Consider the following 12,622-nt stretch of genomic DNA (forward strand, 5'->3'; position numbering starts at 1 on the left):
CAGAAGCTCTGCTGCAGTCATCTTGATACGAATAGTAGTGTCATAGAGGTTGGACTTGTGGTGCTTGTCAGTTTCTTTATACTGCGCCTCAACAAGGTGAGGGTTAATGAGCGATATAACACAACTTCTGCAAAACAACGAACAATGGTCGGAAGAGCTAAAAAGCACCGATCCTGAATTTTTTAACAAGTTATCCAAACGTCAGAAACCTGAATATTTATGGATAGGCTGTTCTGATAGCCGTGTTCCTGCTAATCAAATTGTGGGTCTGATCCCCGGTGATATTTTTGTACACCGTAATGTAGCGAATTTAGTGGTTCACACTGATTTTAATTGTTTGTCTGTACTGCAATATGCGGTGGACGTGCTGAAAGTAAAACACGTTATTGTGTGCGGCCATTACGGTTGTGGTGGTGTGGAAGCTGCCTTGCAAGATCAGCAGCTTGGCTTAATAGACAACTGGTTAGGGCATATTAGGGATATTGGGTATAAACATCGAGAGGAGCTTTCCGGACTTGACGAGCACGAAAAGTCAGCTCGGCTTTGTGAGCTAAATGTGCTGGAACAAGCTGATAATGTTAAACGAAGCAATATAGTTAAAGATGCACACAAGCGAGGGCAATCATTACAAGTACATAGCTGGATATACAGTTTGCGTAATGGGCGAATAAAAGATTTATCAAAAGTTACAGAAGAGAAATAGGTCAATGTTCAGATATTTTCTAGGTGGTTGTTTATTGCTTATCTCGACACTTAGCTTTGCTGAACAACAAACATGGTATTTTGTACGTCATTTTGAAAAGCAACAAAATGATAATCCCAGTTTAACCGAAGTAGGAAAAGCCAGAGCCGTTGCTCTAGCTGAGTTTTTTACGGATAAAACTCTGAATCATCTTTATTCGACTAATTACAACCGAACTCTTGAGACTGCCAGCCCTGTTGCTGCGTTAAAAAACTTAGAAACAAATGTTTATGATCCTCGGAATTTAGCCGAATTGGTTAGCGAATTAAAAACACAGGATCATGTGTTAGTTGTGGGTCATAGCAACACCACACCGGAATTATTGGCTTTAATGGGCGGAGGCAGCATCACCATAGAAGAAACTGAATATGGCACAATTTATGTGCTTAAAAGCAAAAATTCAGTGCTGTGTTTGAGTAGTTTTCAGATTCCTTCGAAATAAACGCCCACTTTTTCTCTATACAATTACTATTTTTTTATTTGCCTTAAAAAATATTAACTTGAATCCAACGCAATAGGTACATCGCTTTTGAGGGCATGAATGCCTTTTTGAAAAAGCACTTAGCAGACTAAGCGTTTTTATAAGTTGCTACTTAAAGAGTTAGCTAAAAATTCTAAGCATAACTGATAGGTAGTGCTAGAATCCTTGGCCGTAAAAATCACTGGTTTAATCATGTCATCCAATCAAAATCCCATAGTTCTCAACACTAAAAACAAAACTAAGCCCGATATTGGCTTGTTTGAGTTTGTTGCGCTTATGGCATTGATGACGTCTTTGGTCGCCTTGAGTATAGATGCGGTATTGCCTGCATTATCTCAAATTGGCGCAGACCTAGAAATTACTGACTCTAGGCAAACCCATTTAATCGTGTCTTTGTTTTTTTTCGGCATGGCCTTTGGTCAACTCTATTATGGGCCTTTATCTGACGACAAAGGCAGGCGTTATGCGATAATTTCTGGTTTGATTGTGTTTGCCATCGGTTCCCTAGTTTGTATCTATGCAGAGTCGTTAGAAGTGATGCTGATTGGCCGTGTTATCCAAGCCTTTGGTGTGTCAGGGCCGCGGATTGCCACATTAGCTGTAATTAGAGATAAATACGAAGGTGAAGCCATGGCGCGAGTCATGTCTTTTATTATGATGGTTTTTATACTTGTCCCTATGTTGGCGCCTAGTTTTGGCCAAGCCATACTATTTTGGTTCTCATGGCAGTATATTTTTTCGTCCTTTTTGATTTTTGGGTTATTGACTGGATTATGGTTTTTTATTCGTCAACCTGAGACATTGCCTAAAGAAAAACGCCTGCCTTTTAGTTGGTCGCAATTGTGGATTTCAAGTAAGTTTATTCTTACTCATAAACTGGTGATGTTTTATACCCTTTCCTCTGGGATTATTTTTGGGGCATTTCTGGCCTATATCAGCTCATCTCAAACGTTATTTCAGCATATTTACGATACCGGCGAATTGTTTCCTTTGTATTTTGCTTTGTTAGCTTTTTCAATAGGCTTTGCTTCTTTTATTAATGGTACCTTAGTCATGCGTTTAGGCATGCGCACCTTGTGTACATGGGCAATGTTAGGTTGGTTATTGTTTTCGGGGATATTGAGTGTTTTATGTTTAGTTAACGACGGTGTGCCGCCCTTTTGGCAATTTGTGACTGTGTTGTTTTGTGCGTTTTTCTGCATCGGCATTATGTTTGGTAATATCAATGCTATGGCCATGCAGCCTTTGGGTAAAATGGCGGGATTAGGCGCCGCTATTATTGGCTCATTAAGTAGCCTTGTTTCAGTGCCTACCGCGGTATTTGTAGGGAGTTTTATTGAGTCTTCAATTACACCCATAGCCTTAGGTTTTTTGGGGTTTGGTGGGTTGTCGTTTGTACTGTATTGGTACGCAATTGAGCCTTAAAACAACTTATCTGTTGTTCAGTTCATAAGTTGTTCATCTTTTATTCAGCAAGTTTTGTTTATCTTACTCATGTAGTGAATAGATTGTTTGATTTTATTCAACCCTTGAACATTCAATTTTAAGCGCTGTGTATAGGTTGTACCCAGTTTGGGTGTATACATAGCGCTTTTTTACATCTTGCATCGGCTAAATTATTTCACCTTCAAAAAACTATCATTCATTTGGTCAACAAGTGTTATTGATCTCTTCGTAATTCGTTATTAATCATATTGCTTTGACGTCTATTTAAGTGAGGCTTCTCGTAGCCACACATATAAAAAAGCCCAGCCAAAATGGCTGGGCAAGAGGGCTTTTATCAAGCACCTTACGACAGAAATCGTTTCAAATTGTTAATTGGTGGTCGCTTATGCGGACTCAACAATTGTTTTCATATCAGTCATATAACCACGTAGCTTAGCGCCAACAGTTTCAACACCGTGCTCTCTGATGGTTTTATTGATATCTACAAGCTTCTTGTTATCAACACTGTTAGTAGCAGTGGTATAAGCTTTACCAATAAGGTCAGTGCCTATGCTAGGCATAAGTTTCTCTGCCAAAAGAGGGATAGCTGCGTTGGCGAATAAGTAGTTACCGTATTCTGCAGTATCTGAGATAACAACGTTCATTTCGTATAAACGTTTACGAGCGATAGTGTTAGAAATCAATGGTGTTTCATGTAAAGACTCGTAGTAAGCAGATTCTGGTAAAATACCGGCTTCTACCATCACATCAAAAGCGAGTTCAACACCAGATTTGATCATCGCCACTAAAAATATACCGTGGTCGAAATATTCTTGCTCATCAATGTTGCCATCAAATGCTGGGGAGTTTTCAAACCCTGTTTCGCCTGTTTCTTCACGCCATTTAAGCAAGTTAGCATCACCATTGGCCCAATCTTCCATCATAGTGCGCGAAAATTCTCCGCTGATGATGTCATCTTGATGTTTGCCAAAAAGAGGGCGAAGTAATTCAGTCAATTGCTCAGATAATTCAAAGGCTTTGATTTTGGCTGGATTAGACAGTCTGTCCATCATATTGGTGACGCCACCAATTTTTAACGCTTCGGTGATGGTTTCTAGCCCGTCTTGGATCAATTTACCGGCATAACCTGGGTCGATGCCATTTGCGACCATTTTTTCATAGCCTAAAACAGCTGCCACTTGTTGCATGCCACATAGGATAGTTTGCTCACCCATTAGGTCAGACTTTACTTCGGCAACAAAAGAAGACTCAAGTACACCTGCGCGGTCTCCACCAGTTGCAGATGCTAATGCTTTAGCGATATCCCAACCTTGGTCTTGTGGATCGTTTTCAGGGTGCACTGCGATAAGAGTAGGTACGCCGAAACCACGTTTGTATTCTTCACGAACTTCTGTACCTGGGCACTTAGGTGCACACATAACAACGGTTAAGTCAGAACGAATTTGTTGGCCTTCTTCAACAATATTAAAGCCGTGAGAATAACCTAAAGTGGCGCCTTGTTTCATAAGAGGCATAACCGCTTCTACTACGCTTGAGTGTTGCTTATCTGGTGTAAGGTTATAAACAATGTCAGCAGTAGGGATAAGTTCTTGATAGGTACCAACGGTAAAGCCATTGCCATTTGCACGTTGGAAAGAATCACGCTTTTCATCAATTGCAGCTTGGCGCAAGGCATAAGAGATATCTAGACCAGAGTCACGCATGTTCAAACCTTGGTTTAAACCTTGTGCGCCACAACCCACTATGACAATTTTTTTGCCTTTAAGAAAATCACAACCTGTTGAAAACTCTGAACGTTGCATAAAACGACAACGACCAATTTGGTCAAGTTGCTGACGTAAAGATAATGTATTGAAATAATTTGCCATGTATAAATTCCTAGTCTTGTTTAGTGCAAGTTATTGGGTCACTTGCGATGTTTAGATATTAGATCTAAAACGATGTTGTTTAAAACGATATATTTGCAATATAATGTTGCATAATACGCAATGGTGTCAACTTAAGGCAGGTCAGGTTAATGGATATTCGCAGTTTAGAGTTGTTCCAACATCTAGCGAGTAGTTTACATTTTAGTAAAACCGCGGAATCAATGTTTGTTAGTCCTTCTACTTTGAGTCGGGCAATTCAAAGACTTGAACAGGAGTGCGGCACTACTTTGTTTGCACGGGATAATCGTAAGGTGAAGCTCACCGCTGCCGGTTCAAAATTGCTGAGTTTCTCTCAACAAATTTTAACTGAATGGAAAAAAGTGAAGTGGGAATTACAACAAGAACATCAGCATTTACAAGGTGAGCTGAGTTTATTTTGTTCTGTGACAGCAAGCCAAAGTCATTTGCCTAGCCTTTTAGATAATTTTCGTCACAAATATCCTCAAGTAGAAATTAAATTAAGTACCGGTGACCCTGCCTTATCGGTAAGCAAAGTGATGCAACAAGAAGTGGATGCAGCTATTGCTATTCACACTCCTGACTTTCCTGCCGAACTAAAATTCTTATCGCTCGGTGAAATACCCTTGTTGCTTATTGCCCCTAAAGACACCTTATTAAATCGTTTAGAGCAAGTGGATTGGCGTCAACATTCGTTCATCTTACCCGAGTCGGGCCCTTCTAAACGTATTGTACATCATTGGTTTGCAGAACAAGGTATCAGACCAAGAGTTTATGCCACAGTTGCTGGGAATGAGGCCATAGTGAGTATGGTAGCTTTAGGTTGTGGTTTGGGAATAGTGCCGCAGATAGTGCTGGACTATTCCAGCATAGGCCAAAAAGTGAATCGCATTACGTTAGATGATATCGAAACCTATCAATTGGGATTGTGTTGTTTACAAAAAAGGGCCGATGAGCCGGCTATTCAGGCTTTGTTTAATTGTTAAAGTTTACGAAATAATTCATATGAAGCGCATACCCTGATCTTGATAACTGTGATCTAGCTTATTCTATTTGCTGCAATCATTGGTGAGATCACTCTTCAGTAGACATTCACTAGTATGTTCTAATTGGGTATTACGGGTTGTATCAATAATTTTCTTTAAATACCCTGCCATATTGCATGAAATCCCCGTGAAAATTCTTTTTCAAAATCATATAAGATATTTTCCAACCCTTCATTTCTAAGGACATTTAGAACACTTTGGGCAGGATGACAATGCTGCCAAGAAGCGAGAAAAAGATTGTAACTGAGTAAAAATTTTATACGTAAGGTTTCAATGTTGTCTTCATTACTGACATCCGAAATTTTTTGTAAAATTTGCAAGGTAAGGTTACGGATGTGTGTTTTAAGCTGGCAAATAAATTGTGCAGATAAATTATTTTCTAATATGAGTGGTGCAATACAAGCAAGGTAAACGGCCTTAGGTGATTGCTTGGCAAATTGAAGGTATGCATCAACCAAAACTTGGCTGACCTCTTGCTCTTTAATCCCGTCCAACTTTTGCAATACTTCATGTTCAAACTCGGTAAAATAATTCATCAGTAACGATAAGTAGATCTCTTCTCGACTCGAAAAATAAAGATACACAGTGCCTTTGGCCATACCGGCTTGTTTGATTATTTGATTAACAGACGGTAATGGAAAATCACCGCTGTTTAGTAAGTCCTGAGCTGCATCAAGAATGACATTTTTCTTTAATTCTTTAGCTTGTTGAGAATATGCGCGTTTTATTTTATTGCTCCAAATGTATCTTGTTTTCTTCAATCCAGTTAAGAGTGTCTCTAATAGATTGTGCCACCGGTCGAGGCGACCAGTTTAGGTTGTTTTGGATTTTACCGGTATCAAAATTTTGTACACTACCATTGAGGTATTCCTTTATTACACCTTTAGTGACAGTGCGCATTCGGCCGCTAAAAAGTGATTCCATTTTATCAAAAAAGGGTAGAAGCGGATATAAAAATGACGGTGCATATTTGCTTGGTAAAGTCAGTGAGGGTCTTTGTTTGCTAATGATCCCAATGACTTCTTGCATTGCAATTGGTACTCCGGCAGCAATATAACGACCTTTAGCTTTATCATTTTCAAATGCTTTAATATGGGCAATTGCCACATCTCTCACATCAACTAATGCAAATTCTACAGGTAATATCATCGGCATATTTTCGTGCAAGAGTTTGTCGAATAAATAAGTTGATGGTGTATGTTTGTTAAAATGAGGGCCTATGATCATGCCTGGTAAAATAGTAACCACATTGATATTAAGCTCTTTCGCTCTTTGCCAAAGTAGCCTTTCTGCATCATTTTTACATTTTGCATAAAACTCATGGGAATCATCATTCCAGTGACTTTCATTTCTTATTTGTCCCTTCTTAGATGAACCAACAGAGGCGACAGACGAGGTATAAATGACTTTTTTAATCTGACATTCAGCAGCGGCCTCAATAACGTTATTTGTACCATCCATTGCAGGTTTACGTATTTCTAGCTCAGGATTTTTAGCATGCATTTTAAAGCCCGCGGCAATTTGAAAAATGCCATCCATGCCATTAAATGCAGATATTAAGCTGCTTTTATTAAGTAGGTTAGCCTCAACAATCTCGGCACCCAAAGCTTTGAGAACTCTGGTTTTTTGCTGATCATTCAGATCTCTAACAGTCGCTCTAACATAGTAGCCGAGTTCAATTAGTTGCTTAACAATATTGCTACCTAGATGGCCATTTGCACCGGTAACCACTACGCGTTTTTTTTGTGTCACGCAATTTACATCCAAACAAGTGACTGGTGGTCACTATATTTGACCGTTGGTCATTTGTAAAGGGCATCAAAGTTTCTTGATATTGTAGATGTTTAATAAGACATGATTTAATGGAGCGAATAGATTTTGATGTGGCCTAATTTTTAAACTGACAAGATAAGGCCTGAAAATATTAATATGATTATTCATGCTTAATTTGCGCTAGATAAGCCGCTAAATTTTTATCTCTTTCATTTGGATAATGGATATTTAAAGTTATGAATTCGGATAGTCGGTCAAGGCGAAAATTGCGAAATGATTGCCGTAACTCACACCATCCAGTCAATAACCAAACTGGGCTAAATGATACAAGGGCTAATGGCCAAATGATCCGCTGAGTGGTTTGGTTTTGTAAGTCTAGATAATTGAATTGAACCTTGTTTTTACGGCGAATACACTCTCTTACTTGGGTAAAGCTCACCTCCCAAGGAATTTTGTAATGACTAGGGGCCGAAAACGTACTGATTTGATGCAGTTCTTGAATTAAGGGCGCTGGCAAGGTGGCTTGGATTTTTTTAAAAGCACTTTGTGCTTTGGCTGCGAATTGTTCATCTGTCCAGTTTCCTACCATACCAATACCTAGGGCTATGGCTTCTAATTCATCGGCATCAAACATTATCGGTGGTAAGTGATAGTTTTTATCAATGACATACCCTACCCCCGCCTCACCATTAATAGGCACGCCCGAATCAATTAAATTCTGAATATCTCGGTATATAGTGCGTGTCGAAACTTCAAAGGATTCAGCTAAAGCATTTGCGGTAACAGCTTGGTGCATTCTTCGCAAATGATGAACTATGTCGTTCAGTCGCTCAGCTCTTCGCATTTTTCAAGGCCTCAAATCTTGTTGATGATTAATATCTAGTCTATTGAAACACTACTGACAGTAACTGTCAGTAGGAAACCGCTACTATGTGGAGGTACTAAACAACTCACTGGGGATATTTATGATTGGTTACGTAACTTTAGGCACAGTAGATTTGGCGAAGTCAGGGGCATTTTATGACGCATTACTTGGTACTTTAGGTGCTAAGCGATTTATGGAGGAACCGAATTACTTTATAGCATGGGCTACTGCCGAGAATGAACCATCACTTGGAGTTACCCTGCCGTTTAACAAAGAGCCCGCCACAGTTGGCAATGGTAATATGGTGGCGATTGCCTTAGAAACGCCTGAGCAAGTGCAAGCTTTTTATAATAAAGCATTAGCGCTAGGAGGTACTTGTGAAGGTAAGCCGGGTTTTCGGCCTGAAGGAGCAACTTCGGGTTTTTATGGCGGATACTTTAGAGATTTAGACGGTAACAAGCTTAATGGATTTTGTATGGTGCAAGAAACGGAGCAGTAGTCGCCTGAATCAGCGGAGGCAAACTGAATTTGGCTTGCCTTAGGAAATATTGTTCGCCTTTTCTTCACAGGTTAAGCGGAAACAAAAAGGTTTCCGCTATTTTTATGTCTATTCATTCGGGAAAGTATGCAATGTTAAGTGCTAAAGCAAACTGCCTTTGTGGCGCAGTAAAAATTACCGCAAATGAAATCAACCCCAAATTTACTGTCTGTCATTGTGATGCATGCCGAGGATGGGGTGGCGCGCCCTTTTTCGCAGTGCAATGTGGCACTCAAGTAGAAATTGAAGGAAGCGATAACATTAAAATGTATGATTCATCATCTTGGGCTTCTCGAGGATTTTGTACTGAATGTGGCACCCATTTATTCTTTAGATTCAAACAAAGCGGTGATTACAATATGCCTGTTGGCCTATTTAAAAACTTAACAGAGTTGGAAATGGAGATGCAATATTTTAGCGATCAACGCCCTGATTATTATTGTTTTTCGAATAAAACCAAAGAACTGAGCAAAGCTGAAATAATGACTTATTTTGCAAAAAAGGTTTAAGGGTAACGTGCTGCGATAAGCCTGTGTTGAAGTCGAGTATTAGGAGTAATCATCTAACGAATTTGACACTTTTTTGTTTGATTCAAAGGGCAAAAGCAAATGTGCTGGTATAATAGTTTTCATTGCCTAGTATTTAAAAGTCATTGTATTGAAAAAACGCGCCCCTTCAATTTTCTCCCAGTCGCCAAGTAAAAGCGCGGCTAACAACAAACGAGGCCGTAAAAATCCTTCCCAAGCCCTAGGGCCTGTGCAGCATTTTACGGTTGATGGCCTGACGCACGAAGCAAAAGGTGTCGCACGCTCCCAAGGTAAAGTGACTTTTATAGCTGGGGCGTTACCCAGTGAAACTGTTACTGCGCAGGTGATTAAATCAAACCGTCGTTATGACGAGGCTAAACTGCTTGATATCCAGCAAAAGAGCGCGCATCGGGTCGTGCCCGAGTGCCCCCATTATGAACACTGTGGTGGTTGTAGTTTTCAGCATCTAACAATAGAGCAGCAGCGGGCAGAAAAAATGCACTGGTTGCAAGGGCAATTACGTAAAGTATGTCCAGACCAGAGGTTGACAGAATTAACCGACTCGCCTTTTGGGTATCGCCGACGAGCCCGTCTTGCGGTGCGAGTTAAAGATCAACAATTACGCCTAGGTTTTCGTGCAAAATCATCACAAAACATTGTTTCAATTGATAACTGTTTAGTATTAACACCGCAACTACAAGGTATTTTTAGGCACTTAAAGGCTGAGTTAAAGCAAGACTCTGTTGCCGCAAAAATTGGTCATATAGAATTATTAGAAGACACTAAAGGATTATCTGTATTGCTGCGCTTAACGGCTACTATTAGCAGCGAGGAACACCAGAAATGGCAATTATGGGCCGAACAACAACAAGTTGATTTATACTGGCAAACGCCTGGTGAGCACCGAGCCAAAGTGCCTCCACAAGACATGCGTCACTATCAACTAGATGGTTTTAATCTGACCTATTATCCACAAGATTTTATTCAAGTGAATGCTACTATGAATGAAAAAATGGTGGCACAAGCTATGGACTGGCTTACCCCAAATCAAGACGATGTGGTGTTAGATCTATTTTGTGGTGTAGGCAATTTTTCGCTTCCCTTAGCGAAGCGGGCTAAACAAGTGGTTGGGGTAGAAGTGCAACCTAGTATGGTGGCTGCGGGTCAAGTCAATGCTAAAAAGAATCAGTTGGATAACCTGTCGTTTATCGCTGCTGATTTAACCCAACCCGCCCCAAAAACTATCACTTCTTTAGGGGTCACAAAAGTTCTACTCGACCCTCCAAGAGCCGGGGCTTTTGAGTTTTTACTGACCTTAGTTAAACTCAGACCTAAACAGATTTTATATGTTTCCTGTGACGCAGCCACTTTGGCCAGAGATGCTGAGTATTTAGTCGCAAAAGGCTACAAAGTAAAACGCGCGGCTATGATGGATATGTTTCCACAAACTGCGCATTTGGAGACTATGATGTTGATGGCTTTGTAGCTTATCGCTATTCATACAAATCTAACTCATGGCATGGCCACTACTGTGTTTCCCATCACTTAGTTTGAAATTTCTCAGTAAAAATTAAAGCTGTTTACGCTTTTAAAATCCTCAGTTAAGAACGGCTATTCCTCTTAAAAATACACTTTTTAACAGTATGTTAGAGAGGTTTAGTCGCCTCGCATACTGGTTGTTGCGCTCCAAAATTCAGGTTTCCTAGATTCGGACACCCCTAGCATTTAATCATTTATGACTAGTTATCTGTAATAAGGGGAAATATGGCTCAAAAAAGGAAACTTTGTGCAAATGCTTTTTTACAGGCGCTGTTTGCCACATAGTTTGAGTTTATAGTTTACCCTAAGGCAATTTTGCAGTGCATCAAAAGTGATGTTCCTAAAATAACCTATTGTATTGTCGGCAATTAACTATTCGCCAGGCACACATTCTTATTTAAAGACTATTTAAAAAAGCGGCCCCATGTATATTCAAATAATTCGCGCTCTTTCGACTTTATGTTTAGTTTCTATTTTACAAGCTTGTGGTGCTAGCGATAGTGATGGCGATGGCAGCATTTCATCTGGAATCACTTACACATTTTCTTTACGAGCCTCACTTGCTAACCAGTGTTCAGTGGAAACGCCTTTCACTCAAATTGAGTTGCTACTGCAAGACGAAAACTGGCAATGGTTGGAAAGTTATAGCGCGGATGAAGAAGGGGTCATTACATTTACTACTACAGACAAATACATCAATTTTACTCTAGTAGGTAAAAGCCAAGAAGGTGATGGTGAAGAAAGCTTAGATATCGTTAGTTATTATCAAGCTAACTCCGCAACCCCCACAGTATATCGAGCTACCTATGACAGCTTACAAGACAATGCTAGATGCGAGTGTTTAAGTCATGATCTTTTGGTACGACATAGAACCATAACGGACGTGACTGCAGTCGATAGTTCTCAGGAATTTGACTATTGGGAGTCGGTCAGTACCCAATCTACTCGATTTGGTAATGTAACTCTTTGCCGCGAGGTTGACCAAGACTGGCCTATTACTTCTTTTATGGTTCAAGGTACTAATGATGGCAATAAGCTAATTGGCGCCGCTGATTTTATGAATGACTTTTCGGAAGCCTCTGATGAATGGTCACTATCTGCGGTTGAAGTGGGGGAAGAGATTAATCTAGATGAAACACATCAAACATTAACCCAGTCACAACTGTTTGTAGACGATGAGCACTTTACGGCAGGGATTGCTGAAAATGCGAGCTCTACTTTGGTCTTTAATAGCCATCTGTATGTAAATGAATCTTTATACAAAACCATAGCGACATACCCTATAAGCGAAACATCATCTGTGTTTGGTAAGTCGAGCATAACCAGTCAACGTCAAGTTATCTCAAGCGATTATAGTACTGCATTAGCGAACTCTGCGCCTGAAGAAAAGGTTAATATTGATAGCGTTAATTTTAGCGAATTATCGGATGAGGGTAATTATGACTATAGCGAAATAAAAAATTACCCTATGGCTATTATTTCGTTTTCTTATGAATTTACTGCAACCAAGGCAAAATGGACTATGTTTGGACCTAATACAGGTATTCTGCCTATTTCAGCAGTGTTATATGGCTATGAAGGCATCATCGATAACGATAGTTATATATCTCAAACTGAGGTCATTCTGCTGAAAAGCGACGATAGTGATGATTATGACGATTACATCATGCACTATCAGGATCCCAGTATTGATGATTTTGAAAAAGGTTTATCGAGTTATCACTTAAACATAGTTTTGCAATAAGGCTTTTCTAGTACTCAGAGTCACTATATGTGTCA

The 12,622-nt window shown here is 39.8% G+C and carries 12 protein-coding genes; 8 read left to right on the forward strand and 4 right to left on the reverse strand.

The window, feature by feature from the left end; genetic code table 11:
* Window positions 1–106 precede the first annotated feature (106 nt).
* The 3 genes from can to AAC000_RS04360 all read left to right on the forward strand — a co-directional run bounded on the left by can (window position 107) and on the right by AAC000_RS04360 (window position 2,648).
* On the forward strand, window positions 107–703 hold the full coding sequence (can, locus tag AAC000_RS04350; protein WP_339720427.1) for a carbonate dehydratase: 597 nt from the start codon (window positions 107–109) through the stop codon (window positions 701–703).
* A 4-nt stretch (window positions 704–707) separates the two neighbouring features.
* Complete coding sequence (locus AAC000_RS04355; protein ID WP_339720429.1) at window positions 708–1,184, forward strand: histidine phosphatase family protein; 477 nt, start codon at window positions 708–710, stop codon at window positions 1,182–1,184.
* Between the two features lie 231 nt (window positions 1,185–1,415).
* A complete protein-coding gene (locus AAC000_RS04360) occupies window positions 1,416–2,648 on the forward strand; it encodes a multidrug effflux MFS transporter (protein WP_339720431.1) in 1,233 nt (410 codons plus the stop codon).
* 404 nt (window positions 2,649–3,052) lie between these two features.
* Here the strand turns inward: AAC000_RS04360 and ilvC are convergent, their stop codons facing one another.
* Entirely contained in the window at window positions 3,053–4,537 is a 1,485-nt protein-coding gene (ilvC, locus tag AAC000_RS04365) for a ketol-acid reductoisomerase (protein WP_339720433.1), read from the reverse strand.
* Between the two features lie 149 nt (window positions 4,538–4,686).
* Between ilvC and ilvY the strand changes: the two genes are divergently transcribed.
* Window positions 4,687–5,541, forward strand: a complete 855-nt coding sequence (ilvY, locus tag AAC000_RS04370; protein WP_339720434.1) for an HTH-type transcriptional activator IlvY — start codon at window positions 4,687–4,689, stop codon at window positions 5,539–5,541.
* A gap of 155 nt (window positions 5,542–5,696) precedes the next feature.
* On the opposite strand, the gene AAC000_RS04375 is transcribed toward ilvY, so the two are convergent.
* From AAC000_RS04375 to AAC000_RS04385, 3 genes are all read right to left on the reverse strand, one after another.
* Window positions 5,697–6,362 (reverse strand): TetR/AcrR family transcriptional regulator, encoded by a 666-nt coding sequence (locus AAC000_RS04375; protein ID WP_339720436.1) that lies wholly within the window; start codon window positions 6,360–6,362, stop codon window positions 5,697–5,699.
* A complete protein-coding gene (locus tag AAC000_RS04380; RefSeq protein WP_339720437.1) occupies window positions 6,331–7,353 on the reverse strand; it encodes an NAD-dependent epimerase/dehydratase family protein in 1,023 nt (340 codons plus the stop codon). The genes AAC000_RS04375 and AAC000_RS04380 overlap by 32 nt, the downstream gene beginning before the upstream one ends.
* A gap of 181 nt (window positions 7,354–7,534) precedes the next feature.
* A complete protein-coding gene (locus AAC000_RS04385; RefSeq protein ID WP_339720439.1) occupies window positions 7,535–8,218 on the reverse strand; it encodes a YafY family protein in 684 nt (227 codons plus the stop codon).
* Between the two features lie 121 nt (window positions 8,219–8,339).
* Between AAC000_RS04385 and AAC000_RS04390 the strand changes: the two genes are divergently transcribed.
* The 4 genes from AAC000_RS04390 to AAC000_RS04405 all read left to right on the forward strand — a co-directional run bounded on the left by AAC000_RS04390 (window position 8,340) and on the right by AAC000_RS04405 (window position 12,587).
* Window positions 8,340–8,738 carry a VOC family protein gene (locus AAC000_RS04390; RefSeq protein ID WP_339720441.1) on the forward strand — a complete coding sequence of 133 codons (399 nt, stop codon included), beginning with the start codon at window positions 8,340–8,342 and terminating at the stop codon, window positions 8,736–8,738.
* 131 nt (window positions 8,739–8,869) lie between these two features.
* Window positions 8,870–9,286: a GFA family protein gene (locus AAC000_RS04395; protein ID WP_339720901.1), complete on the forward strand. Its 417-nt coding sequence runs from the start codon at window positions 8,870–8,872 to the stop codon at window positions 9,284–9,286.
* 148 nt (window positions 9,287–9,434) lie between these two features.
* Entirely contained in the window at window positions 9,435–10,790 is a 1,356-nt protein-coding gene (gene rlmD, locus AAC000_RS04400) for a 23S rRNA (uracil(1939)-C(5))-methyltransferase RlmD (RefSeq protein WP_339720442.1), read from the forward strand.
* Between the two features lie 477 nt (window positions 10,791–11,267).
* Entirely contained in the window at window positions 11,268–12,587 is a 1,320-nt protein-coding gene (locus AAC000_RS04405) for a hypothetical protein (RefSeq protein ID WP_339720444.1), read from the forward strand.
* Window positions 12,588–12,622 lie beyond the last annotated feature (35 nt).

The organism is uncultured Paraglaciecola sp., assembly GCF_963977085.1.
Lineage (GTDB): Bacteria > Pseudomonadota > Gammaproteobacteria > Enterobacterales > Alteromonadaceae > Paraglaciecola.

Bases quoted from the DNA above. Each gene is read 5' to 3' on its own strand.
- AAC000_RS04405 (WP_339720444.1), top strand. From the start codon at position 11,268: ATGTATATTCAAATAATTCGCGCTCTTTCGACTTTATGTTTAGTTTCT.
- AAC000_RS04360 (WP_339720431.1), top strand. From the start codon at position 1,416: ATGTCATCCAATCAAAATCCCATAGTTCTCAACACTAAAAACAAAACT.
- can (WP_339720427.1), top strand. From the start codon at position 107: ATGAGCGATATAACACAACTTCTGCAAAACAACGAACAATGGTCGGAA.
- AAC000_RS04395 (WP_339720901.1), top strand. From the start codon at position 8,870: ATGTTAAGTGCTAAAGCAAACTGCCTTTGTGGCGCAGTAAAAATTACC.
- AAC000_RS04355 (WP_339720429.1), top strand. From the start codon at position 708: ATGTTCAGATATTTTCTAGGTGGTTGTTTATTGCTTATCTCGACACTT.
- AAC000_RS04390 (WP_339720441.1), top strand. From the start codon at position 8,340: ATGATTGGTTACGTAACTTTAGGCACAGTAGATTTGGCGAAGTCAGGG.
- AAC000_RS04385 (WP_339720439.1), bottom strand. From the start codon at position 8,218: ATGCGAAGAGCTGAGCGACTGAACGACATAGTTCATCATTTGCGAAGA.
- ilvC (WP_339720433.1), bottom strand. From the start codon at position 4,537: ATGGCAAATTATTTCAATACATTATCTTTACGTCAGCAACTTGACCAA.
- ilvY (WP_339720434.1), top strand. From the start codon at position 4,687: ATGGATATTCGCAGTTTAGAGTTGTTCCAACATCTAGCGAGTAGTTTA.